We start from the raw sequence: 25,069 nt of genomic DNA on the forward strand, positions 1-25,069 counted from the left end.
ATGACACCAAATATGTAAGCGCTCTATTATTTGGTTCCCGGCAGACCGTATCACGTTTGCTGGAAACCGCATTCCACAAATTTGTTCATGTTTGGAATTACATGGAGGTGTATTTATGAAGAAGAAGTATTGGTTTACGCTGGTGACCACGGGTGTAGTTTCTCTGTTTTTTTCGGTAAGCACTTTTGCGGCGGGTGTGTTCTGGGAACCATTAAGTTATTTTAATCCGAGTACATGGCAAAAGGCAGACGGATATTCCAATGGGAGCATGTTTAATTGCACTTGGCGTGCCAATAATGTCAATTTTACTAACGATGGCAAAATGAAGCTTAGCTTAACGAGTTCTGCGTACAATAAATTTGACGGCGGAGAGTATCGATCGACGAATACTTACGGATACGGCTTATATGAGGTCAGCATGAAGCCTGCTAAAAATACAGGAATCGTATCTTCCTTTTTCACATATACGGGACCTGCTAATGGCACGAAATGGGATGAAATAGATATTGAATTTTTAGGCAAAGACACAACAAAAGTGCAATTCAACTATTATACAAACGGGGTCGGTGGTCATGAGAAGGTTATCGATCTGGGCTTTGATGCATCAAGTGGCTTCCACACCTATGCATTCGATTGGCAGCCAGGGTACATTAAGTGGTATGTTGACGGGGCTCTAAAGCATACGGCAACTACGAACATACCGAGCACGCCAGGCCAAATTATGATGAATTTATGGAATGGAACCGGAGTAGACAGCTGGTTAGGTCTATATAACGGAGTCAATCCGTTGTACGCCGAATATGACTGGGTAAAATATACGAGCAATTAGTATGGTTACAGCAGAAGAGGCAGCCCTATAGGGCTGCTTTTGCCTGTCTAGGGAAAAGATTACACTAATCCAACACTGATATCCAATTTCCAATATCCTAAATTAGTGCAATAAATGTTGTAAAGTTAGTATGGGCAGTTGCCTGATTCATTCATTATTATTAAGGCTGTAATCCTACATTACATAGACTGGGGGAGACAAAGTTGAACGAAAGTAAAAAAAGACGAATCGGCAGTCTGCTGATGGTAGGTGTGTTGACCATGTCGGCCGTGTTGAGCGGGTGCAGCAGTAGCGGTCACAAGCCGGCTGACACGAATACTACACGTGCCAAGCTGGAGATTAAGAATGGTAAATACGATCCAACGGTAACGATTACGTATTTGCGGCCTTGGGGTCCGGATGTTAAGTTCAAACCAGGAGAAGACCAGGACAGCAATGTTCATACCAAATGGGCAAAAGAAAAGCTGGGAATCGAGCTGAAAAATCAGTGGGTTTCTCCATCCACGAACAATGCGTTTGAGACAAAGCTGCGTTTGTCGCTTGCATCAAACGCTGACATGCCCGATATTATTTCATATCGCGGCGAATTTAATTTGGTTCGCGAACTGATTGAATCTGGAAAATTTGTGGAAGCCGGCGAATTATTTGATCAATATGCTAGCGAGACATGGAAGAAAGCCGTCAATGAAGATCCGTCGGTCTGGTATCCATACATGCAAGATGGCAAACGAATTGGTATTCCGATTCTTGATTATGCTTATAATGGTGACCCTGTGATGTGGATTCGAGAGGACTGGATGAAAAAATTCAGCCTCAAAGCACCAAAGACATTGGATGACCTTGAGACAATTATGGAAACGTTTACGAATCGAGATCCGGATGGGAATGGCAAGAAAGATACTTACGGACTGACGATTGGTTTCAAAAACTGGTTAAATACATGGATGTCTGATGCTGGATGGGTATTTGGCGCGTATGGCACGATGCCAAACCAGTGGAATTTGACGGAGGATGGGAAATTAGAATACGGTTCAGTGACTCTAGGAGCGAAACAAGCTCTTGGAAGAATCCAGAACTGGATGAGCAAAGGTTATATACCAGAAGAAGTAGGCGTATATGACGAGACGAAGGCCGCCGAGGAATTCACTGCTGGTAAAGCAGGGATCGTGGTTGGTCCTCACTGGATGCCGTCATGGCCGTTGGAAGATGTGAAGAAGAATAACCCGGAGGCAGAGTACAAAGCGTATCCGATTCCTGCCGGTCCAGATGGCAAAGCTGGTAGACATGGCACATCCAATGCCAACGGCGTTATCCTCATCAACAAAGATATGAAGAACCCGGAAGCTTTCTTCACGTATCAAAATTATCTTTTTGATCATTATGCCAATCCTGAGGCTGGTGGCGAGTTCGAATACGGATTTGCTGAAGGATATGATTGGGTTATGGTCGATGGCAAACCAACAACGGATGCCGGACTTACAGGAGGGTACGCTCCTGAGAAATATACGTTAACCTTTGACGGAGCACGTATTCCAAGTCTGAGTATGGCGACGCTGGCAAGCGGTAAAGAGCCGACAACCCCATTTGAGAAAAAAATGAAGTCAGGCGTATCGAAACCTATGCTTGAAGCAGCCCAAATTGTTGTGAACCAAAAGGATATCGTATTCAACCAAATGTTCACTGGTGCGCCAACGATGACAATGCAGATGAACAACGATATTCTGACTAAAATGGAGAAGGATACATTCTCCCAAATTATATATGGAAAGACCCCGCTTGATTCATTTGATTCATTTGTTGAGAAGTGGAAATCATCAGGCGGTGATCAAATTACGAAAGAAGTAAACGAGTGGTATCAGTCCGTTAAGAGTGGAAAATGAGACAAGTTAGAACGTTGCAGCTACGAGATGAAGTGAAAGTTGAAACAGGCATTGCGGAAGATTATCTTCTGCAATGCCTGTTGTCGTTTGGAGAGGGACATGAGGGGCGTACGTCCGTTTTCTATTGAAATGCCTTAGCTCGGCAAGTGCTCCCGGTATTCTTGCGGTGTCACGTCATAAAATTTTTTGAATACACGAATGAAATATGCAGTGTTGTTATAGCCGACAAACTTTGCGACTTCAAAGACTTTGGCCGTTGAAGTTCGTAAGTAAAATGCAGCCGTTTCCATTCTTAACCGATATACATATGCGGTAAGCGCTTCTCCAGTCTCGGTTTTGTAGACTTTGGATAGGTATACGGGGTGCAGATGTACGTGATCGGCAATCGCAGGCAAAGATACGTCGGCAGCCAGATGAAGATCCACAAAGTTCTTTACAGTGCGCACAATTGTACTGTGATTGTCTTTTAGCTCTTGTTCCGCGTCATCGCGGATGTGCCTCAGCGTGCGGATTGACCAGTCAAGCAGTTGATGTGCGGTGGAATAGCTGGATGCTTGAAAATAACGATAGGACTCGCTTGGAAGTACGGCAGATAATTGCCTGCCGTTTTTATGAATGATGTAAGCAAATGCTCCAGCTAAAGCATGGTACACTTCAATCAATGGCTCCGCTATATCGTGATTTTCATCCGAATGCAGCAATTCCTCGAAAATTTGCTCGATTTTATGCTCTGCCTGGTCAAAGCGTCCTGCCTCAAGAAGACTAAACAACGTAGGCGGCTTGTAAAGCGATCTGATCGTATGAAGCGGATCTGCATCCGTTTCGTCGGAAGATGTCACGAACAAGCCTTGAACTTGTCCCATTCTCTTCCGCATAGACATCATGGCTCGCTCATAAACTTCCCCAATTTGGTACGGGAACTTTCCCCAGTTTCCGACCAAAATCGAGATAGCTCCCTTCAAATACAACTGTACATTGGTTTGAATCTTGGCAGCATAGTGCTCTAGCAAGGTCTTAGGGCTCTCGTCTGTACTGGTGGGAACCGTGCTTGTCTGACGGACGCTGACCAGAACAACAATGTAATCATGAACATCTCTCGTATGCCAGATATGAAAATGGTTATGCATGACCTCGCTTATAATATTGCAGATGGCATACTCCATGAGCGCGAGGTCACGGTCTGCCATCTCGGATAAATGTTCCTCCATCCGAATAATGAGCATGCCAAGCTCTTCACCCTCGGCATAGGGCAGCCCAAGTAGATCAAGCTTGTCTGCGAGCGTCTTTTGGTCATAGCTTTTGCCTGTCAGCAATTCATTAAGCATCGTGGATTGCAGCAATGGCAGGTTCTCCTGAAAGGCATTCAGCGCTCTTTGATACGATGCCGCCGCCTCCCATTTTTTCTTGATGCGACTGACAAGCCGTTTGACCGAATCCATTAAATCCTCATCGCTGACCGGTTTTAGCAGATAATCGAAGCTTTCCTGCACAATCGCTTGCTTTGCATACTCAAAATCGGAGTGGCCCGATAACAGAATGGAATGCACTTGCGGCCATCGTTCATGGATGGCCGCAATCAACGCGGTACCGGACATTCCGGGCATCCGAATATCGGTAATGACGATGTCGATGTCGTTATTCTCCATAATCTCGAGTGCCATCACCCCTGATAACGCCTCATGTACAGTGCCAATCCCGCATTCTTCCCACGGAATCGTCTCGGCTAGTGTTTCCACGACCGAACGTTCATCGTCAACTAATAAAATCTGGAGCATGGGGGATCACCTACTTGTTTGTTTTGTCTTGCCATACGATGTCAACTTTAACACCGCCCAGTGAAGAATGATGATAGAGCAGGCCCGCATCCTTACCATACAGAAAGGATAAACGCTGGTGGACATTCCATGTTCCACAACCCATGTTCTCATCCAGCGGTTTCAGAAGATCGCTCTTCATGAGCTCAAGCTGCTCATCAGACATGCCGAGTCCGCTGTCTTCCACCGTAATGGTGTAGGTAATGTCCTTGCAGCTCGCATATATCTTGATTTGGCCATCAGCTGGTTTAGGCTCGATACCATGAATGATGGCGTTTTCAATAATGGGTTGCAGCGTTAGTCTCGGAACAGTTTTATCTAAAATAGCATGAGGAACATCAATTGTAAATTGCATGCGCTCCAGTCTAAGTGACTGAATCTCCAAATAATTTTTTACCATCGCCAGTTCCTCGCGGATCGTGGCCAGATCATTTTCTGATCTTGTAATGTACCGATAATACTCCCCTAAATTGAGAGCCATCGCTACCACCGCTTTTTCGTTTTTCATCCTGGCCATGTTTTTGATATAAAACAGACAGTTATAGAGAAAATGCGGATTGATCTGGGATTGAAGCTGTTTCAGCGTCGCTTCGCGTCTTCGCAGTTTTTCCTCGTATACGTTCTCGATCAGCTCTTGAATGCGCTGTGCCATAATGTTGAAGCGCGCGAATAATAGGCTGAATTCATTGCGTGCCGAATAGTTCAGGCGAACGGAAAAATCTCCGTTCGATAAGCGATTGGTTCCTTTCACCAGTTGAAGAAGCGGGACTTGTACGCTGCGATAGAGCGTGAATAGAACGATGATGCTCATCACGACCAGAACGGCTACAGATGCATAGAACAAATTTCGGCTGCTCGTGATAGGTCTTAATATTTGTTGCATTGGCACATAGTCTACATAATACCAGCCCAAACTTTTGGATTGGATATAGGAAACGTAATATTCGGTCTGATCAAGCGTGGTGCGAAGTCCCCCACTTGGCGGCAGTTTCGATGATTGCAGTGTAGCCAGGATGGACTTCGAATTATCATCTGGCGAGCTGTTGCTGATCAAACCAAATTTGGGATGAAACATGAATGGATCTCCTTTGTTGTTCAGCTTGTTCTGATCAAGTAGCATAGTAATATGATGGATTGGGAAGCTGATTTTAGTAATTAATTTGGCATTAACAGGGTTGGTCATCGCTGTAGTCGGGTTGGTTGTATGCCAGACAAAACGGTTATCATCATACGTCCACGACTGCGAGAGTGGTTTGGTAAATTCGTTTTCCCTGTAAGGTATGTAAGCATAATAGTCGGTTGAGATTACTTGTTTCATGCGCGGGAAGTACAAGGTGATCGTCGAATGCCATTTGCTTGCTGCGTTATACAAATTCATTTTCTCCAGAATGGCGCTGCTCAGCTTGACACGCTCATAGGGGATGTCCTTGTAGTCGGGACGCTGCAATTCCTGAATACTGGAATCCTGTCCGATCGCCATCCCGTAGAGCGACAACTGATAAATGTTCGACTCCACAGATTCGGCAAAAGTAGACAAATGATTCCTCGTGTTGTTCTGGATTTCATGCTCAATCACGCGCACACTTTCCCGATTGGAATAGGTGTACAGGAATAACACCAAAATAAGCAGCATCACAAATAGCAGCGATATTTTAGTGAACACATTTAAGCGGGTTGGCAAAGCTAAACCTCCTCATTCTCGTTAAAATATTAATATCGTTGTTGCAATATTAGGATATAGATCGCAAATGACCGTTGTTATAATCTTACTATACAAGGTCAGGAGGACTTGGAAAATACAAATTTCGAGAACATGGGGGGGATGTAGGAGTGAAGGAACATATCTTAGAAATGGAGAATAGGCATAAGCGATTCACCAGGGCTAAACAGCGCTGGAACATGCAACGGAACTGGTCTTTGCATCTGATGCTCGTTCCGGCAGTGTTGCTTGCTTTGGTGTTTCAGTACATACCGATGGGCGGTATCATCATTGCTTTTCAGGATTTCAAGCCATATCTCGGTTTTTCAGGTTCCAAATGGGTAGGATGGGATAACTTTCGATACTTGTTTTTATATCCAGACGTAGGTCAAGTAATCTGGAACACGCTCGTCATCGCTTCTTTCAAAATTGTTGCAGGGCTGATTGCTCCTTTATTATTCGCAATTTTATTGAATGAAGTACGCTTGATGGCGTTCAAAAGAATAAGCCAAACACTCGTATATTTGCCGCATTTTCTGTCATGGGTTATTCTCGGAGGCATATTGCTGGACATTCTTTCTCCGCAAGGGGGCATGGTAAACCAGCTTGTGGTTGCGCTTGGAGGAGATCCAATCTTTTTCCTCGGAGATGGAACCTGGTTCCGAATTATGCTAATCGTCAGTGATGTTTGGAAAGAATTCGGATTTGGGACCATTGTATTTCTGGCATCTCTTGCTGGCGTTAACCCTGCTCTGTATGAGGCGGCCGAAGTGGACGGGGCTAATCGTTTCAAGCAGACGCTCCACATTACGCTTCCGGCTTTGATGCCAATCACGATCGTTCTGATGACGCTTTCCATCGGGAACATCTTGAATGCAGGATTTGACCAAGTCTTCAACCTGTATAATCCGCTTGTTTACGATAAAGGCGACATTATTGATACATTCGTTTATCGACTGGGGATTTTGAATGGAAAGATGAGCTTTGCGACAGCCGTGGGCTTATTCAAGTCCGTTGTAGCGACCATTCTAATTGTCATATCATATCGGCTTGCTTATAAACTGGCCAATTACCGTGTGTTCTAGGGAGGAGAGTCCGGGTTGTACTATAAAACAAGAGGATACCGAATATTCAGTATAGCAAACTATGTTTTTCTTGGAATTTTATCGTTGCTCTGTGTTTTGCCTATCATTCATATCTTAGCCGTTTCATTCAGCAGCACGGCGCCGGCTTCCTCGAGTCTGGTCAGCTTCTGGCCTGTTGATTTTACGACGGACGCCTATGAGAAAACTTTTGGCAATTCCAATTTTATTAACTCTCTGCTCGTATCTGTCAAGCGGACCGTACTCGCGACCATTATCGGCATGGTCATCGTGCTTATGACAGCCTTTCCACTATCTAAGGAAGATATCAACTTCAAGGGCCGTTCAATATACACCTGGTTTCTGGTATTTACCATTTTGTTCAGCGGCGGACTTATACCAAGTTATATTCTCATTCAGAAGCTCGGTTTAATGGATACGATCTGGGCACTTATTCTACCAGGAGCCTTGTCGGTGTGGAATGTCATTCTTATGATGAACTTTTTTCGCGGATTGCCGAAAGAGCTGGAAGAAGCCGCTTACTTGGACGGCGCAGGCCATTTCAAAACATTAATTCTGGTCTACATTCCATTGTCGCTGCCAGCAATTGCAACGTTATCCTTATTTACGATGGTGTTTCAATGGAACTCGTGGTTCGACGGCATGATTTATATGTCGGATATTAAAAATTATCCGCTCGCCTCGTTGCTACAGACGATTATTGTTCAGCAGGATCTCAGCAAGATCAATGTCGATCCGGCGATGCTGGAAAACGTCTCGCAGCGAACGATACGAGCAGCACAGATCTTTATCGGTGCCCTTCCAATTTTGCTCGTGTATCCGTTCTTGCAGCGCTTTTTCGTTAAGGGATTAGTGATTGGAGCCGTGAAGGAGTAGGACTTGCAAGGAACTATAGCAGAGGCGGACATGCTGCATCAACACATCATGTGTTCTGATATGCAAACCTCCCCGGATGAATGTAATGCCAGGGGAAGGGGCCGTCTGGCCTGCAATGGTCACGTAGGGCTCTCTTAGCTCAAGACGCTCCTTTTCTAAATCTATGACACCGCCGACTTCAAATACAATAATCCGCGATCCCTTGGTTTCCAATGCCGCACGAAATGAGCCTGGGCCGTCATTGTTCAGATTGGTCACCTTGATTACCTTTCCGCCCCGGCCTGCTGGAGTGTCAGTCCCGTATCCCACAGCTCCCGGAAATACTGGCTGGGCTCCGGCTTGACCAGCTGTTACAGCCCCCATCATCCATACCCACAACAACATACATAAGCCCAACTTCCATCCTGGTTGCAAATAGCTTCGTACATCCATCTAGGACATGCCTCCTCTGTTTCTCATATTCAACATAATATATATTCCTAATATAACTTTTTTTGAGATTAGTTCCAACTATTTTAGCGTAAAAGATTGTGAATCAGATCATATGCGAAAAATAGTGATCAATCGATTGCTGGAATGATCGTGTATGGAAGGCTAAGGCTATTTTTCTTAAACCCAATATGGTTTTTTAGTCTCAATTGATAACTCCGGCTCGATTTAAATCAGCTTGCAAATTCGTCCGAACTGGCATCTCATGATTGGCATGTTAAAAAAATCGGAAACCCCAGCTATATTCTTTGTACGATAAAATCAGGAAATCTCTATATAGGTGCTTGGATTAACTCAAAGACCCTACTAGGTCCTATGAATTTGATTGAACTAGGAAAAGCAGGTAGTGTAATGCTTATTACTTCTGAAGGAGAACCCATGGTTAGCACCAATCTCCTTGACGGGAGCTGTAGTGGAAATCAAGCTTCCTTATGTAGAGGAAGGTTAGAAAGGTGGAACAATTGGCTTATGTATCAAATGTTAATTGTTGATGATGAAGTCCATGCGGTAAAAGGAATTCGCTCCGGCATTGATTGAAAAAAACTGGGGGTCACAACAACTCTGGAGTCAAGCATGCGAGTTAGACAGAGTGGAAAAATCTGAAGAATAATCAATAAGAGACAAGCTCATAATGAAGGTCTAGTGGGGTACGAGACTCTTAAATGCTGGAGCATGTTTTTTCACGTTTAACCATGTTAAAATAATAGAATAATTGGAGCCATGGCATGGAGAGAAGGCAGGTTGAATCAATGAAACCAAAACTTAACGATGTTGCACAATTAGCTGGAGTTTCACCGACAACGGTTTCTCGGGTACTTAATAATCGCGGCTATATCAGTCAAGAAACGAAGGATCGAGTTCATGAAGCGATGCAGGAGCTGAATTATTTTCCAAATGATGTAGCTCGGTCATTATTTAGTAAACGAACAAATCTGATTGGATTAATCATTCCAACAACAAGCAACCCATTCTTCGGAGAGCTGACTTTTCATATAGAGAATATTTGTGCATCATTAGGCTATAAACTGTTGCTTTGTAACAGTTTGAATCAGCTGGATAAAGAAGAATCTTATGTGGATATGCTTATGCGAAATCAGGTTGACGGTATTATCGTAGGGACACACAACCGAGGTATTGTAAACTATGAACAGAAAAATATTGCCGTCATTGCAATAGATCGCTTCCTATCCGATTCGATTCCAGTTGTAGGATCGGATAATTACTTGGGCGGAAAACTGGCGTCAGAGCTGCTTATTGAAAAGGGGTGCAAGCATATCTTGCACATAAATGGACCTGTTGAATTGGAAACACCGGCAAGCTTAAGAAGAAAAGCATATGAAGATGTGATGGAGGAGTATGGTCGAGAGGCGATCACCTATGAAGTACATGATCCCTTCCATCAACAGAATCACGATGAACCGATTCAACGCTTGCTCGATGAACATCCTGAAGTAGATGGATTGTTTGCGAGTAATGATTTGGTGGCTGCGTCTTTTATTGCTAAAGCAAGAAAACGCGGAAAACGTATTCCTGAAGATATTCACGTAATTGGATATGACGGAACAGAAACGACCCGCAATCTACTCCCTGAATTAACGACAATTCAGCAACCAATACAGGAGATCGCGAAATCTGCCATAGAGTTGCTCATTAAAGAAATTGAAGGTGGATTCAGTGATGTCCCGCGAGAAACCTATCTACCAGTGAAACTTATTGAAGCTAGTACAGCTTAATACAATTTCCATAGTTTGCAGTACTGTGATACAAGACGGGGCTTGCCTTAGTGTAGTTGAAATCGAAGAGGAAAGCTCTTTTTCTTTCGAAAAAATGTCAAGCGGTTGACATATGGAAGCGGTTGACATATAATCGAGTTGTAAGTACGTAAGTGCTTTCATTCACATTAATTGTTCAACTTAGAGGAGCGTTCGATATGAGACAGTCAAAGAGCATGTACTGGAAACTAAGTGCCTATTTCTTCTTTTTCTTCTTTACATGGTCAGCAAGTTATTCATTGTTCTCCATCTGGCTGGGGCAAGAAATCAGTCTGAATGGTGCTGAAACAGGTGTTATCTTTACTGTAAACGCTATCTTTGCGTTATGTATGCAACCGCTTTATGGCTATATCTCCGATAAAATCGGATTGAAGAAGCACATTTTATTTTTAATCAGTGCCTTACTCTTATTTGTTGGTCCTTTCTATATCTTTATCTATGGACCGTTACTTCAATACAATGTATTTCTTGGCGCCATTGTAGGTGGATTATACTTGGGTATTGCTTTCTTGGCGGGGATCGGAGCTATCGAATCTTATGTCGAGAAAGTCAGTCGCAAATATGACTTTGAATACGGAAAATCTCGTATGTGGGGCTCGCTAGGTTGGGCAGCAGCAACATTCTTTGCTGGTCAGTTCTTTAATATCAATCCTAACATTAACTTCTGGATTGCATCAGTATCTGCTGTCATTCTGTTTATCATTATGATGACAATCAAAGTTGAAATGACAGAATCCGAGATGGAGCGGGCAGAATCTGTTAACTTTAAGCAAATCGGCTATTTGTTTTCAGATAAGCATTTTTGGTTCTTCATTTTATATGTTCTTGGTGTTACGTGTATCTACAATGTGTATGACCAGCAGTTCCCGATTTACTTTTCATCGACATTCTCAACAGTTGCATTAGGCAATCAAGTGTACGGTTACTTAAATTCCTTACAAGTGTTCTTGGAAGCAGGCATGATGTTCTTAGCGCCGTTTATTGTCAACAAAATTGGAGCTAAAAAGGGTCTGATATTGGCAGGGTTCTTGATGGCGTTCCGGATCATGGGTTCGGGCTTAGTTATTGGACCTTACGGTATCTCAGCTATGAAATTGATTCACGCATTGGAACTGCCAATCATGCTGATCTCCGTATTTAAGTACTTGGCTGCTAATTTCGATACGCGTCTGTCATCGATCTTGTATCTGGTGGGCTACCAGTTTACGAGTCAGGTAGGAGCTTCGATCTTCTCGCCAATCGCCGGCATGTTTTATGATATTAGAGGCTTTGCAAATACGTACGTGGTTATGGGTGTTTTCGTATTTGTTTTTACAACAATCTCAATCTTTACCTTAAAGAGAGAACCGAAAAAGCTGGATCCCAAGCCTATTCCGCATATTGAAAAAGCATAGGAGGAAGACATATGAACACATATAACAACAATACGAAGCAAGCTGAGGAAGCTTTGAAACAGGCAGAAGCGAAAATGAACAAGCGTTACCGCTTAGGCTATCATATTATGGCACCTGCGAACTGGATTAATGATCCAAATGGATTAATTCAATTTAAAGGCGAATATCACGCCTTCTATCAGCATCATCCTTATGATGAGAACTGGGGTCCAATGCATTGGGGTCACGTGAAGAGTAAAGATCTTGTGCATTGGGAGCATTGTCCGATTGCATTAGCGCCTGGAGATGCGTGTGACCTTGATGGCTGCTTCTCAGGAAGCGCAGTAGATAATAACGGCGAACTGACATTGATCTATACTGGACATCACTATATTGATCAACCAAACAATATCTTTTTCCAAAATCAAAATGTGGCAGTAAGCACAGATGGCATTCATTTTACAAAATTAAGACAGAATCCCGTAATCGCTGAGCCTCCGACAGACAGCTCCCAGCATTTCCGTGATCCGAAGGTATGGAAGCATGAGGATACATGGTACATGATCCTAGGTAACAGCACGAAAGAAGATGTGCCGCGTGTTATTCTGTATACATCTCCTGATCTTAGAACTTGGACCTATCATGGTGTGCTTCTGCAGGGAGACAAGGATATGGGCTTCATGTGGGAGTGCCCTGATTTCTTTGAACTGAACGGTAAGCATATATTTATGTTCTCTCCACAAGGCATTGACGCGCAAGGGGATAAGTACAATAACTTGTTCCAGACGGGATACTATGTTGGCGAATATAATTATGAAAATAATGAATATAAGCATGGAGAGTTCATCGAGTTGGATAATGGCCATGACTTCTATGCGGTTCAAACTTTTCTAGATGATCAAGGTCACCGCATTGCGATTGGTTGGATGGATATGTGGGAATCGGATATGCCGACGAAAGCAGACGGCTGGTCCGGAGCGCTGACGATCCCACGTGTAATTACGTTGGGTGACAATAATAAATTGCTGATGAATCCAGTAGAAGAAATGAAGTTGCTTCGTCAAAGTGAACATGTTTTGTATCAATATTGCGCTATTTCTGGAAGTTACTTGACGGAAGTTGAAGCGGATCTGCTTGAAGTGAAGGTCGTGTTCGACCTGACGAAGTCAAGTGCAGACCTGGTTGGCTTGAAGCTTCGCGGAACAGGTGAGGAGGAAACGGTTATCACTTATTCTATCCCGGATCAGAAACTTGTGCTTGATTGTTCTAAATCAGGTAAGAAGACGGATGGAGTACGTCAAACAGCCTTAAGTGCAGAGGGGCAGCTGACATTGCATGTATATCTGGATCGCTCATCCATTGAAATGTTTGCGAATGAAGGGCAAGCTACGATGACAAGTCGTATCTATCCGAGTGAAAAACTGCTAGGCATAGAACTCGTAACGGAGGGCGGAGAGGCTCTAGTAAATGGGCTGACATACTGGAAATTGAAAGATATCTGGCAAGCTGAATAACTCGATGAAAAGGTTGCTTTCTGAGTCATTACAAGGACTCAGAAAGCAACCTTTTCTTGTTGATCTATACTTAAAGGGGAGACGTTAAGAGACGAGCAGCACCGCAAGGAGTGCTTTATTCTCAACAGCGCGATTGACCAGGTCTCGCACGATCCGGAGATCGCCGGGTTGTTCGAGAAGGACAAAACCCGGCTGGAGCAGGCGCTGTACGAGGCATTGGTACGAGGCCAAGAGCAGGGCGAATTTAGCACGAGCCGGGAAATGCGGGCGCTGGTGCGGTATTTGTACCATGCGCGGTACGGGATGACTCAAGCGGCCAAATTGACGGACGACCCGCTCGTCATCGAGCAAATCACGGCAGTTACTCTGCGTCGCAAGGTGCTTCATTCCTTTTCACCTAAATTAGAACGATTGGTCAAAATAAAAAAAATGGAACGCAGACACTTTCGTCTGGTATGCAAAGGGGAATCTATCATGAACACAACAAAATATAAAGGTTTAGCGTTATTCATCCTAGCGATCTCGCAGCTGGTCATGGCGCTGGACTATACAATCATATTCGTGGACATGCCGTCACTGGGCAATGAGCGAGCCCTGCAAGGTCTGGGTGGTGCGCTGCTGTCGCCGGCAACCTTGTCGCTGATCATGTCGAACTTCAATGAGGGACCAGAGCGTAACCGAGCGACGGGCATCTGGGCGTCGATGGGTGGTGTCGGCATGTCGCACTGCTGCTTGGCAGGGTGCTAACGAGCTACGTTGGATGGGAAGCGATTTTCTTGGTGAACGTGCCGAATCCCACTTGCAGTCGTGATTCTCGCACCGTTCGTACTGACTGAAAGCAAGGTACCGGCAGGCGCCAAGCATTATGATGCGGCTGGTACGATATCGGTAACAGCAGGTCTGCTGCTCGTTGTTTATTATCTGATTCAAGCACCGGTCGAAGGCTGGGCCAGCGCATCGACACTTCCTTTCGCCTTGATCGGCGTGCCGCTGCTGCTTGCTTTCGTAGCCATTGAGAAACGAACGAAGGAGCCGCTGATTTCCTTCAGCATGTTCCGCAATCGCAATCTAACGGGAGCTGCACTGACAGCGTTTCTGTTCTCGGCTTCATTCGGTTCGCTGTATTACTTCTTGACGCTGTATACGCAAGGCGTGCTGCATTATTCGGCTATCCAATCAGGCTTTAGCTTCCTGCCGTTGACGCTGAGTGCCTTCGTCGGCGCCAAGCTGATCAATAAGATGCTCACAAAGGTCGGCGTGGCAGGTATGATCGCGACAGGAATGTGGCTTGGTCGTCGGGTTCCTGATGCTGACGGGATTGTCTGAGACCGGATCGGCTTGGGGGATGATTCCGGGTACGGTAATCATCGGTATCGGTCAGGCGCTTTTTTGTCCAGCAATGTCCGTTAGAGTGAGTAAGTCATGTTGTTCAAAATATATTTCACTTGATCTAGAGTGTACTCAAGCATTTAGCATTAGACTCGTATAAAGCATACAAACACTTTTGAGGGAGAGATAAGTAATGAAATATAATCCGCTTGGTAGTACAGGTCTGCTAGTCTCGGAGTTCTGTCTTGGAACGATGACCTTTGGCGGGAAAAATGATCCTATGAGTTCATTGATGGGAGCCTTGGATCAAAGAGAGGCGTCAAAAATTATCGAGGAAGCTTTAGATGCGGGCATTAATTTTATCGATACGGCGAATGTATATGGGGTTGGGGAATCCGAAGAAATAATTGGCGAGACGCTCAAGCAAAAACGTCACGATGTCGTTATCGCTACAAAGGTTGGGTTTCGTATGGGCTCGGGCCCCAATCAAGTTGGATTGTCGCGAAAGCACATCATTCGTGAGGTTGAGGAAAGCCTGCGCCGTCTTCAGACAGACTATATTGATCTGCTTCAGATTCACAGACCAGATTCGCTGACAGAATGGGAAGAAACGCTTCGAGCGTTAGACGATCTCGTGACTAGCGGTAAAATACGCTATAAGGGAGCCTCTAATCTTCAAGGATGGCAGATTATGAAGGCGAATGATACGTCCCGCCGTCTTGGCCTAGAACGCTTCAAGTCTTTCCAGTCTTACTATTCACTTGTTGGGCGTGAGGCGGAAAGAGAAATCATACCTGTAGTCAAAGATCAGAACATGGGGTTGCTTATATGGAGTCCGTTAGCAGGAGGTTTCCTGACCGGTAAATATGCGAAGGGGACGGAAGGCGGAGCTGACGGCCGGCGTATGAAGTTTCAGTTCCCACCTATCCATTTGGAGAAAGGTTATGCGATTCTCGAGGTTCTTCAAGAAGTGGCAGATATCCATCAATCAACTGTACCGCAAATCGCGCTGGCTTGGCTGCTGCATCAGCCTGCTGTAACCAGTGTTATATTAGGGGCAAAAAGAGAGGAACAACTTCGTGAGAATCTTGGGGCAGCTGAGCTCACACTAACGAATGACCAATTGCTTCGAATAGACGAGATCAGCAAGCTTCAGCCGGAATATCCATTATGGGATCCTATGGCGTATACGGCTGATCGTTATCCTGTTTGATTTGAGGTTTAAGAAAAAGCAAGAGGTGAGAAGAGCAGGCTCTTTTTCACCTCTTGCTTTTATTGGTTATCACTCTCTAACGAGATGTTTTTCATTTGGCTGTACATATCAATCTTATGATTAATCATGGATATATATTGAAGCAGAGTATCCACTTGTTTTTCGATAAAGATCCGCTGGTCCTTCAACATATTTACCCGTTGATCTGTCGTTTCTTCTCCTTGTACGGTCAGTTCTACGAAATTTTTCAACTTCGAAATGGACATCCCTGTCTCTCGTAAACAGCAAATGAAACGTAGCCACTCAATGTGTTCGTCTTCATACAGCCTAAACCCAGTTGGGCTGCGCTCAATGAACGGAATCAATCCTTCTTTTTCATAGAATCTTATTGTATGGATGGACAAATTCGATTTTTCAGCCAGATGACCAATAGTAAATAGTTCTTTAGCCATTAGTTTAGTCCTCTCTCAACACGCTATCTTTGTAATATTATTTCATAGGGTGTTTTGGAATTCAACTAGAACTCTGTTTTCCACTAATAGCTTTTAAGTACAAAATAGAAGAGAACAACACATCAAGTTCCATGGAATATTATGTTCATAGTAAAAAGATCGAATTAGCGCGTAAGGAAGTGAACATAATTCGGGCGTTTGTATGGAAATATATGCGTTAGCGGATTGGCACGTATATCCTGGATGCTTACTGGCTACATACTAATGCCACTCTTGATGATGAAGTGAAGTTGTTAAAATTCACATCCAGCTCGTCAAATGGAACAAACCGATCTCATCCGACAATTAATTAGTGTCGGGTGATAAGAACATTATCTCATTTCCGACGAATCAATCCGGGTTATGGGAATCATTTCACGAGCGAGCGGCCACTATCACAGGAGCAATCCTTCATGCTCAGAGATCTCAAAAGTTAGTATAACAGCACAGCTTTCTGAGTAAAACTATTCTATCTCTAACTCGATTTGGACTTTCAAGAAAAGGTTCGCCCGTACCTTGCTCTTCTACATCTCAGAAATTAAGATATGAGAATCCCTTCCCTCATTGTTTATGAGATTGAAATACCAATCAAATGTCGAATGACACAAAATCACTTACATACCTTTAACACCACAAGTGGGATCGTCTACATTTAGACAACCAAAATGAGGGCTTGTAGAATGAGCATATCTTCATAAGGAGCTTGATCATCTACAATGCCAAAACAACAACGACGTACCTTCACAGCAGAGTTCAAGAAGCAAATGGTTCAACTCTATGAAAACGGGAAATCCAGAGCAGATATTGTGGAGAAATATAGCCTCACAACCTCGGCGCTGGATCGCTAAGATCAAACAAGCATAAACCACAGGCTCCTTCTCGGAGAAGGGCAATCGCTCTCCAGAAGAGAATGAGCTGATCGCCTTACGGAAAGAAAATCAGCGTCTCAAAATGGAGATATTTTAAAGCAAGCCGCGCTGATCACGGGATGAAAGTAGCTATCATCCAGAACAACCGTGTAAATACTCGGTATCAGCAATGTGCGAAGTCTTGCAAATTGCAAGAAGTATGTTTTATGACGAAGCCAAAGAACAGACGAAGGAAGACCATGTATCGGAGGTCATCGTGGACATTTTCCACAAAAACCGAAAAGCTTACGGCTTATGGCACTCGCTGTCGAATTGCTAATGCCACATGAGGCATGGAGAAACAAGCCGGTGAAATTGATGAAAAAATCGACGCGGAGGCATTGCACTATTTTATTGCCGCATTGAGTCTGACACTCTCGGAAACGCTGCTGGACAAGGATGTCGGCTTGGGAACATTACGTATTGATCAGAGCATATCCATAAGTATATATATTGAGTAATGGCCTTGGCGGACAGCAAGATAAATTGAAGTTTGACCTAATGTGGGGATGAAGCGGTATGATCTTGTTTTTTCGCAAATATGATAAAGCGCTGAGCATAGCATTTGCTCTGCTGACAACCGGTTTTTTCGTGCTGACAATCTTCAATAAAGATTTTTTTAACTGGGCTTTTGGAAGGCATCACAATCAATTAAGCTGGTATATTCGACCGTTGTTTCTTATCCCTTTTTGCTACTTTGCGTTCAAAAAAAGCTGGAGTGGTATGTCTGCAACGATTTTTTTTCTTTTTACCAGCATGTTTTGGTTTTCGAAGCCAGCAGAGTCGAATCAAAGCGTTGTGGAATTTTTGGAAATGGAAAAAGAATGGCTGAGCGGCAATTGGGATTTCACCAAAATGGCAGCGGCTTTGCTTATCCCACTTTCATTCGCCTCTTTGGGGATGGCTTTCTGGAAGAGAAGCGTTCGCATAGGACTGACTGTTCTTGTACTGATTGCTATAGGGAAAATGGCATGGAGTGTCGCTTACGGCGGGAAATCCGGGCAGTCAATCATCGTACCGGCGACTGTAGGCTTGCTCATATGCATCGGTATTGTTTGGCGGGTCGTGCGCAAGCCGTAATTCTGTGTTGTGCGATTGTTCTGTCCTGAAAAGGTTGCCAGTTCGATTTATTTATTCAATACAGGCGACTTGCTAAGCTGGTCCGGGTGACAACCCAGACCAGCTTAGAGTATAAAAAACGCCAAGTCGGCTGCAATGGAAGGCTTAGCATATATTCTCGTTAAAATGTTGGCGGGACCCCTATTGACCTCAGGCAAACTGAGCCCGGAACGGTTGCTCATAGTAAGCCGAGCCAGCGCCGGGAATATTCAGTCATGGAACGATTTCTCTAGCTGGAATCATCGGCTGATTCTAATTTTTTAGAAGGCATAGCAGTGCGTTATTCGAGTATTACCATCTGGACCAGCTTAAATGGTATTATCCCCTTCAAGTAGACACTCCAAAAAGACCTCATGGTATCCTGAGGTAGGAAAAATACTTGGAGGGGATTTTTGTATGGCAAAAAAGGGGCAGTCATTTCAGTCTTACAGCGAAGCCTTCAAAACCGAGGCTGTTCAGGCGTATTTAGAGGGGAAGGGGCGGATATGAAACGCTCTCAAAGCAGTTTGGAATTCGAAGTAAAACCCAACTCATGTACTGGGTAAAGAAGTACAAAGCTGGAGAAATCTTCGACACTCGTAAGGGCTCCTCAAGCCCACACTGGGGACGCTCACGCACGTATTTATCCTCCGTGGAGGAAGAGCGGGATTACTTGAAAGCACAGGTGAATTACCTAAAAAAGCGGTAACCCATCTGGTCCGGGAGGGAAGCTGAGCCTGCATGGGCACTATAAGATCATCGAAGAACTACGGAAACAATATCCCGTAACACTGCTTCCCACTTTTGCTGGAGTCCGTAAGGCAAACTATTACAAGTGGAGAAGAGCCTTGTCTACCCATCAGGAGCGCCTCTCGCGACATCACGAAATCAAAGCGCAGATGGTCGCGATTCACCTCGCCCATCCTTACTTTGGATATCCTCGGATGAAGTTCGCTTTGCAGGAAGCCGGGTACCTCGTCAACCACAAGAAAGTGTGGCGACTTATGAAGGAATTATCGATTTCCTTGGCCATTCGGAAGAAACGCAATCGTCTAGTTACACCCCTTTCGTCGTCCAGCCCAATCGGCTAAAGTGGAAGCTTCACGCCGCTGGCCCCCAGCAAAAGTTGGTGACGGATATCACCTATCTCTCGGACGGTACTCGTTTTTACTACCTGTCCCATACAGGATCTATTCAACAACGAAATTGTCGCCTGGCAGCTTTCGGGACGTAACGACAACAGGCTCGTGCTAGACACCATTGGACAGTGGACCCGAAAAAGAGACGTATCTGGTGCCGTGCTCCATTCGGATCAAGGCTTCCAGTATACGTCTCAGGCGTACAACACACGGCTTGAAGAATTCGGCGTCAAGGACAGTCAACTCTCGCAAAGGTACCTGCCTGGATAACGCCTGCATTGAATCCTTCTTTTCGCATCTCAAAACTGAGAAGTTGTATCTCCTCCAGTGTAAGTCAGAAGCCGAAATCGGGCAAGCCGTGGAGGAATATATCTATTTTTACAATTACCAGCGTTTTCAATCCAAACTCAAACAGAACGTGCCGATATACTCTATCGGTACGCTCTGGCGGCATAGTCTTTTTTCGATGTCTACTTGACAGAGGTATGACCAAACGTGCCGCCTCTTCCTTTCTTTTGTCGTACATAATTACTGCATAAGTATCGTGCATATGAATCGATTCCTCATTTCGACATTCCACCGTAAAAGCTTGCACCGCCTCCATTTCATACAAATCTGCGGCTACAAGCCGCACCATATCTTCCATAAAACGGGGGTTTTCATAAGCCTGTTAGTGACCCTTTTGACGATATAGTTCCAATTGTTCCGTCAATCGGCTCATGTTAATGCCCTTGGACTCCCGAGACAAACTCGTAGTCAGCGTAATCGTCGCAACTCTGGTTTGGGTTTTGGACTCCATTTTAGAACAAACCAGGATCGGGTAAATATAGCGATTGATGAAAGTTTTATATATCGAAGAAGGGAACTTACGATGCTATGAAAAAAAAGCCAGTCCAAAGTAAAAAAGATGCTGAATACAATAGCGCGGAACGGATGGAGAGTGACCGATCAACGAAGAGCGTTGGCGCAAATTTTTGCCGATCATGAAGGTTACCTGTCCCCAAAGATGTCTATGATCAAATGTTCGTCCGTTATCCAGGGGTGAGTCGGGACACGGTTTACCGCAATCTCCGGATGTTAAGTGAGATGTGGGTATTGGGGCATTTCTACTTTATGAATGGCGGCTCGAAATTCAAGGAGAATTGTATGGGGCACCATCATCATCACTTGATTTGCGTCAATTGTGAAAAAACACTTCCTTTTGATTATTGTCCGATGGACCGTGGCCTTGAGTTGCCGGGAAACTACAAAGTGCTGCGGCATCGTTTTGAGGTTTACGGGATTTGCGAGTCATGTCAAGGCAGCAGAATGAAGAACCCATGGAGTAAAAGACAGAATACTTGCTATCCATTTACCAGTAAACATGCGTTCTTTCGGGAGAGTATGCTTGCTGTGGGTTATGCGAATCATGCCTTCATAAAATTGGTGATGGTCAGCTTTACATTCTTCAAACCATAGATGAATCCTATTGAAATGATAATAATTATTGGATTGAACGATACCATTGATCGGATTATTCTAAATAGAAAATAGAATTTAATATTCGAAAGGAATTGAGTGTCATTAACGATCATTTTCGGGCGCTTTTGTTTACGGCTTTGTAGGGGCATGCCAAGCGAAATCCGATCCCATTCCATATTCCCGGTCACAAGAAAGGAGTAGGGATGGAAGAAGGGGTTAGCGCTTTTTTTGGCGAGAATGCCTTGTCCTTCGATTTAAACAATATTGAAGCTAAAGGGGGCGTCGGAATGAATCATTTAGATCAACAAGATCCTGCAATAGCCGGAGCGATCCGGCAGGAGTTGGAACGGCAACGCGATAAAATCGAATTGATCGCTTCTGAGAATTTTGTAAGCCGAGCGGTCATGGAGACAATGAGCACGGTCCTGACCAACAAATATGCGGAAGGCTATCCCGGAAAAAGGTATTACGGGGGTTGTGAATACGTAGATCTCGTTGAAGATCTGGCCAGGAATAGGGTCAAGGAGCTGTTCGGCGCAGAGCATGCCAATGTTCAGCCTCATTCGGGAGCCCAGGCCAACATGGCCGTTTATTTCGCTTCGGTAAAATCCGGAGATACGATTCTCGGTATGAACTTGGCACACGGCGGTCACTTGACGCATGGAAGCCCCGTGAACGCTTCCGGAATGATGTATAACTTTGTCCCTTATGGGGTTAATGCTCAAACCTTCCGTATCGATTTTGATGAAGTTCGAAAGCTTGCTCATCGTCATAAGCCCAGAATGATTGTCGTAGGCGCAAGCGCTTATCCTCGCACGATCGAGTTTGAGCCCTTTGCCCAAATCGCCGAGGAGGTAGGCGCATTATTTCTCGTGGATATGGCCCATATTGCGGGAATCGTAGCCGCTGGCCTACACCCGAATCCTGTTCCACACGCTCACTTTGTCACGACAACCACTCACAAAACCTTGCGTGGGCCAAGAGGAGGAGTTATCTTATGTCGTAAATCCTGGGCGCAAGCGATCGATAAAGCGGTATTTCCAACTACCCAAGGCGGTCCGTTTATGCATACCATCGCGGCTAAGGCCGTGGCATTCGGCGAGAACGCCCAGCCCGAATACAAGCTATATATGCAACGCGTTATTCAGAACGCCAGACTGCTCGCGGAAAAGTTAATGGAGGCAGGTTTGCAAGTCGTCTCGGGCGGCACGGACAATCATCTAATCCTTCTGGATTTGCGCAATATCGGACTGACCGGACAAGTGGCCCAGCAATTGCTGGACGATATCGGAATCACAGTCAATAAGAACGCGATTCCTTTTGATCCGACAAGTCCCCGCGTCACGAGCGGAATTCGACTAGGAACGCCTGCGGCGACCACCAGGGGGATGGGGGCTGAAGAAATGAACGAAATTGCCGTCATTATTGCGCAGACCTTAAAACAACCTCAACGTTCAGACATAAGGGAACAAATGAGAGGCAAGGTGAAAGACATTACGTCTCGCTTCCCTTTATACAAGAACGAAATGATCAGGAATTAGGGAGGAGCTCCTATGAAGCGTAACACTTCTTGCGCCCAAAAAGCATTTTTGAAAGCAAATCGGGTGATTCCGGGCGGGGTGAACAGCCCGGTTCGCGCGTTTACTAGCGTTGGTACGACGCCTATATTTGTGAGCCGAGGTCAGGGGGCTCGTGTTTGGGACATCGATGGGAACGAATATATCGATTACATCGGCTCATGGGGGCCGTTAATTCTGGGTCACGCTCATCCGAAGGTGGTCAAGTCTATTCAAATGGCGGCGATTCAAGGGACGAGTTTCGGTTTGCCCACGCAAATCGAAACGAAGATGGCAATGCAGATTTGCAATAGCCTTCCATCCGTCGAAATGGTCCGCATGGTCAACTCAGGTACAGAAGCCGCCATGAGCGCAATTCGCTTGGCCAGGGGGTACACCAAGCGGCAAAAAATCGTAAAATTTCAAGGGAACTATCACGGACATGCGGATGCTTTATTGACCAAATCAGGATCAGGCGTGGCAACGTTGGGTTTGCCGGACAGCCCGGGAGTGCCTGATAACGTTACCATGAATACGATCACGATTCCTTATAACAGTCTGGAGAGTATCCATCTTGCATTCGAACGGTATGGCGAACAAATCGCCGCCGTGATGGTCGAGCCGGTCGCCGGGAACATGGGTGTCGTTCCGCCATTGCCGGGGTTTCTTCAGGAACTGAGAGAAATTACCGCGAAATACGGAAGCCTCCTGATCTTCGACGAGGTGATGACGGGATTTCGTGTAAGCTATCAGGGGGCGCAAGGATTGTACGGAATCGCACCGGATCTCACTTGTCTCGGCAAAGTGATCGGAGGAGGGCTCCCTGTCGGCGCTTACGGCGGCAAACGCGAAATCATGGAGCAAATCGCTCCCGTTGGCCCCATTTATCAAGCGGGCACGTTATCGGGAAATCCGCTCGCCATGTCGGCCGGATATCGAACGTTGCGACTGCTCGAAGAGCCCGGAATCTATGAAGAGTTGGATCGAAAAACGGCAAAACTGGCGGAAGGTTTTTTGCAAAATGCAAGGAGGATCGGCGTGCCCTTAAAAGTGAATCGCGTAGGCTCCATGCTTTCTCCTTATTTTACGGAGGAAGACGTTGTGAATTATGAAACCGCGCAACAATCAAACATGCATCGGTTTAAGAGATACCATGCCGCGATGTTGGACCTCGGAATCTTAACTGCGCCCACACCCTACGAAGTTATGTTCGTATCGACCGCGCACTCGGACGAAGATATCGAAAACACGATAGAGGTCCATTATCAAGCCTTAAATACGATAAAGAAGGAAAGCGGGGATTGACCATGAATGCCGCTGAAATCCGTGAGTTATTTCCGATTTTAGACCAGAAAGTACACGATTGTCCTCTCGTTTATTTGGATAGTGCCGCCTCGGCGCAAAAGCCGATTCAGGTGATCGAGGCGGTGAAGCGATATTACGAGTGGGACAATGCGAACGTTCACCGCGGCGTTCACACACTAGGCATGCGCGCTACGGAAGCTTATGAGGCAGCGAGAATCGCAGTGGCTCGGTTTATTGGCGCTAGTTCGGAACGGGAAATCGTTTTTACCCGCGGAGCGACGTCGTCCCTCAATCTTGTCGCGAGCAGCTATGCACGAACGGTATGCTCAGAGGGGGATGAGATTGTCCTTTCGGAGATGGAGCATCACAGCAACCTGATTCCCTGGCAACAAGCGGCAAAAGCTTCGGGAGCCGTATTAAAATATATCCCGCTTAAATCGGACGGGACGTTTTCAATAGAAGATGTAGAGCAAACAGTCACGGACCGTACGAAAGTGGTGACGGTCTCACAAGTCTCGAATGTACTGGGTATCGCTAATCCGGTGAAGCAAATGGCTGACATCGCCCACAAGAAAGGAGCCGTCCTGGTTGTCGATGGAGCGCAGAGCGCACCTCATCTCAAGGTCAACGTCCGAGAAATGGATTGCGACTTCTATGCCTTCTCGGGTCATAAGATGTGCGCGCCGACCGGAATTGGTGTCCTGTATGGGAGAAAAGGTCTCCTTGAGCAAATGGAGCCGATTGAATTTGGAGGAGAAATGATCGATCGTGTCGGGCTGCAGGATGCGTCATGGAAAGAGGCGCCTTGGAAATTTGAAGGGGGAACCCCGATCATCGCGGGTGCAATCGGGCTGAGTGCGGCCATCCGTTTTCTGGAGCAAATCGGATTAGACGCGATCGCGGAGCACGATAGGCAACTGACCCGCTATGCGGAAGAACAAATGAAGCGCATGGAGCATTTGACGATCTATGGCCCGACGGAAGGACGGGTGGGACTCGTTACCTTTAATTTGGACCGAATTCATTCGCATGATGTCGCTACGGTACTTGATACATACGGCGTGGCCATCCGCGCGGGTCACCACTGCTGTCAGCCGTTAATGAATCTTTTAAATGTCGGTTCTACAGCTAGGGCCAGCTTTTATTTGTACAATACCGAAGAGGATGTTGATCGGCTGCTGTTCGCTTTGCAAAAAACCAAAGAGTACTTTAAGGAGTGA

The 25,069-nt window shown here is 45.4% G+C and carries 26 protein-coding genes and 2 pseudogenes; 22 read left to right on the forward strand and 6 right to left on the reverse strand.

From position 1 onward, the window contains the following. Positions 1–115 precede the first annotated feature (115 nt). The 3 genes from bglS to LCF57_RS27770 all read left to right on the forward strand — a co-directional run bounded on the left by bglS (position 116) and on the right by LCF57_RS27770 (position 2,837). Positions 116–829, forward strand: coding sequence for a beta-glucanase (bglS, locus tag LCF57_RS25855; RefSeq protein ID WP_226003224.1), 714 nt, complete (start codon positions 116–118; stop codon positions 827–829). Positions 830–1,032: 203 nt separating this feature from the next. Further along, a complete protein-coding gene (locus LCF57_RS25860; RefSeq protein WP_226003225.1) occupies positions 1,033–2,709 on the forward strand; it encodes an extracellular solute-binding protein in 1,677 nt (558 codons plus the stop codon). After that, positions 2,706–2,837 (forward strand): hypothetical protein, encoded by a 132-nt coding sequence (locus LCF57_RS27770; RefSeq protein WP_264083822.1) that lies wholly within the window; start codon positions 2,706–2,708, stop codon positions 2,835–2,837. Before LCF57_RS25860 ends, LCF57_RS27770 begins: the two co-directional genes overlap by 4 nt. 6 nt (positions 2,838–2,843) lie before the next feature. On the opposite strand, the gene LCF57_RS25865 is transcribed toward LCF57_RS27770, so the two are convergent. Both LCF57_RS25865 and LCF57_RS25870 read right to left on the reverse strand, forming a co-directional pair. Then, positions 2,844–4,484, reverse strand: a complete 1,641-nt coding sequence (locus tag LCF57_RS25865) for a response regulator (protein WP_226003226.1) — start codon at positions 4,482–4,484, stop codon at positions 2,844–2,846. 10 nt (positions 4,485–4,494) lie between these two features. After that, positions 4,495–6,204, reverse strand: a complete 1,710-nt coding sequence (locus tag LCF57_RS25870; RefSeq protein WP_226003227.1) for a histidine kinase — start codon at positions 6,202–6,204, stop codon at positions 4,495–4,497. Between the two features lie 170 nt (positions 6,205–6,374). On the opposite strand from LCF57_RS25870, the gene LCF57_RS25875 reads away from it, so the two are divergent. After that, the gene (locus LCF57_RS25875; RefSeq protein WP_226003257.1) at positions 6,375–7,307 is read left to right on the forward strand and encodes an ABC transporter permease; all 933 of its coding nucleotides are present in this window, start codon (positions 6,375–6,377) and stop codon (positions 7,305–7,307) included. 15 nt (positions 7,308–7,322) lie between these two features. Then, complete coding sequence (locus LCF57_RS25880; RefSeq protein ID WP_226003228.1) at positions 7,323–8,201, forward strand: carbohydrate ABC transporter permease; 879 nt, start codon at positions 7,323–7,325, stop codon at positions 8,199–8,201. On the opposite strand, the gene LCF57_RS25885 is transcribed toward LCF57_RS25880, so the two are convergent. Further along, positions 8,175–8,633, reverse strand: a complete 459-nt coding sequence (locus LCF57_RS25885) for a hypothetical protein (protein WP_226003229.1) — start codon at positions 8,631–8,633, stop codon at positions 8,175–8,177. The genes LCF57_RS25880 and LCF57_RS25885 overlap by 27 nt on opposite strands. 372 nt (positions 8,634–9,005) lie before the next feature. Here LCF57_RS25885 and LCF57_RS25890 point away from each other — a divergent pair, with 372 nt between their 5' ends. The 7 genes from LCF57_RS25890 (at position 9,006) to LCF57_RS25920 (ending at position 15,891) form a co-directional block, all read left to right on the forward strand. Further along, complete coding sequence (locus LCF57_RS25890) at positions 9,006–9,227, forward strand: hypothetical protein (RefSeq protein WP_226003230.1); 222 nt, start codon at positions 9,006–9,008, stop codon at positions 9,225–9,227. A gap of 212 nt (positions 9,228–9,439) precedes the next feature. Next, positions 9,440–10,423 carry a LacI family DNA-binding transcriptional regulator gene (locus tag LCF57_RS25895; protein ID WP_226003231.1) on the forward strand — a complete coding sequence of 328 codons (984 nt, stop codon included), beginning with the start codon at positions 9,440–9,442 and terminating at the stop codon, positions 10,421–10,423. Positions 10,424–10,620: 197 nt separating this feature from the next. Next, positions 10,621–11,856: an MFS transporter gene (locus tag LCF57_RS25900; protein ID WP_226003232.1), complete on the forward strand. Its 1,236-nt coding sequence runs from the start codon at positions 10,621–10,623 to the stop codon at positions 11,854–11,856. An 11-nt stretch (positions 11,857–11,867) separates the two neighbouring features. Next, positions 11,868–13,349, forward strand: coding sequence for a glycoside hydrolase family 32 protein (locus LCF57_RS25905; RefSeq protein WP_226003233.1), 1,482 nt, complete (start codon positions 11,868–11,870; stop codon positions 13,347–13,349). 168 nt (positions 13,350–13,517) lie between these two features. Next, a complete protein-coding gene (locus LCF57_RS25910; RefSeq protein ID WP_226003234.1) occupies positions 13,518–14,096 on the forward strand; it encodes a hypothetical protein in 579 nt (192 codons plus the stop codon). Positions 14,097–14,156: 60 nt separating this feature from the next. Further along, positions 14,157–14,675, forward strand: coding sequence for a hypothetical protein (locus tag LCF57_RS25915; RefSeq protein WP_226003235.1), 519 nt, complete (start codon positions 14,157–14,159; stop codon positions 14,673–14,675). A gap of 196 nt (positions 14,676–14,871) precedes the next feature. Further along, positions 14,872–15,891, forward strand: coding sequence for an aldo/keto reductase (locus LCF57_RS25920; protein ID WP_226003236.1), 1,020 nt, complete (start codon positions 14,872–14,874; stop codon positions 15,889–15,891). 59 nt (positions 15,892–15,950) lie between these two features. Here the strand turns inward: LCF57_RS25920 and LCF57_RS25925 are convergent, their stop codons facing one another. Beyond that, positions 15,951–16,343: a MerR family transcriptional regulator gene (locus LCF57_RS25925; protein WP_226003237.1), complete on the reverse strand. Its 393-nt coding sequence runs from the start codon at positions 16,341–16,343 to the stop codon at positions 15,951–15,953. 755 nt (positions 16,344–17,098) lie between these two features. Between LCF57_RS25925 and LCF57_RS25930 the strand changes: the two genes are divergently transcribed. The 6 genes from LCF57_RS25930 (at position 17,099) to LCF57_RS28410 (ending at position 20,005) form a co-directional block, all read left to right on the forward strand. Further along, positions 17,099–17,230: a transposase gene (locus LCF57_RS25930; RefSeq protein WP_226003238.1), complete on the forward strand. Its 132-nt coding sequence runs from the start codon at positions 17,099–17,101 to the stop codon at positions 17,228–17,230. 353 nt (positions 17,231–17,583) lie between these two features. Beyond that, positions 17,584–17,751 carry a hypothetical protein gene (locus tag LCF57_RS25935; RefSeq protein WP_226003239.1) on the forward strand — a complete coding sequence of 56 codons (168 nt, stop codon included), beginning with the start codon at positions 17,584–17,586 and terminating at the stop codon, positions 17,749–17,751. 352 nt (positions 17,752–18,103) lie between these two features. After that, entirely contained in the window at positions 18,104–18,370 is a 267-nt protein-coding gene (locus tag LCF57_RS25940) for a hypothetical protein (protein ID WP_226003240.1), read from the forward strand. A gap of 962 nt (positions 18,371–19,332) precedes the next feature. Beyond that, entirely contained in the window at positions 19,333–19,479 is a 147-nt protein-coding gene (locus LCF57_RS28400; RefSeq protein ID WP_413232232.1) for an IS3 family transposase, read from the forward strand. A gap of 54 nt (positions 19,480–19,533) precedes the next feature. Then, on the forward strand, positions 19,534–19,797 hold the full coding sequence (locus LCF57_RS28405) for a DDE-type integrase/transposase/recombinase (protein WP_413232233.1): 264 nt from the start codon (positions 19,534–19,536) through the stop codon (positions 19,795–19,797). Then, a complete protein-coding gene (locus tag LCF57_RS28410; RefSeq protein WP_413232234.1) occupies positions 19,682–20,005 on the forward strand; it encodes an IS3 family transposase in 324 nt (107 codons plus the stop codon). The genes LCF57_RS28405 and LCF57_RS28410 overlap by 116 nt, the downstream gene beginning before the upstream one ends. 36 nt (positions 20,006–20,041) lie before the next feature. Here the strand turns inward: LCF57_RS28410 and LCF57_RS25950 are convergent. Together LCF57_RS25950 and LCF57_RS25955 are read right to left on the reverse strand one after the other, a co-directional pair. After that, positions 20,042–20,197: pseudogene (locus LCF57_RS25950) on the reverse strand (GTP cyclohydrolase, FolE2/MptA family); the annotation flags it as partial. Further along, complete coding sequence (locus tag LCF57_RS25955; protein WP_318840809.1) at positions 20,198–20,380, reverse strand: GTP cyclohydrolase, FolE2/MptA family; 183 nt, start codon at positions 20,378–20,380, stop codon at positions 20,198–20,200. Positions 20,381–20,434: 54 nt separating this feature from the next. Between LCF57_RS25955 and LCF57_RS28415 the strand changes: the two are divergent. From LCF57_RS28415 to LCF57_RS25980, 4 genes and pseudogenes are all read left to right on the forward strand, one after another. Next, positions 20,435–20,826: pseudogene (locus LCF57_RS28415) on the forward strand (Fur family transcriptional regulator); the annotation flags it as partial. A 449-nt stretch (positions 20,827–21,275) separates the two neighbouring features. Further along, the gene (gene glyA, locus LCF57_RS25970) at positions 21,276–22,529 is read left to right on the forward strand and encodes a serine hydroxymethyltransferase (RefSeq protein ID WP_226003259.1); all 1,254 of its coding nucleotides are present in this window, start codon (positions 21,276–21,278) and stop codon (positions 22,527–22,529) included. A 12-nt stretch (positions 22,530–22,541) separates the two neighbouring features. After that, positions 22,542–23,849 (forward strand): glutamate-1-semialdehyde 2,1-aminomutase, encoded by a 1,308-nt coding sequence (gene hemL / locus LCF57_RS25975; RefSeq protein ID WP_226003241.1) that lies wholly within the window; start codon positions 22,542–22,544, stop codon positions 23,847–23,849. A gap of 2 nt (positions 23,850–23,851) precedes the next feature. Then, a complete protein-coding gene (locus LCF57_RS25980; RefSeq protein ID WP_226003242.1) occupies positions 23,852–25,069 on the forward strand; it encodes a cysteine desulfurase in 1,218 nt (405 codons plus the stop codon).

Origin of the sequence: Paenibacillus sp. BJ-4 (assembly GCF_020404765.1) — a bacterium.
Lineage (GTDB): Bacteria > Bacillota > Bacilli > Paenibacillales > Paenibacillaceae > Paenibacillus.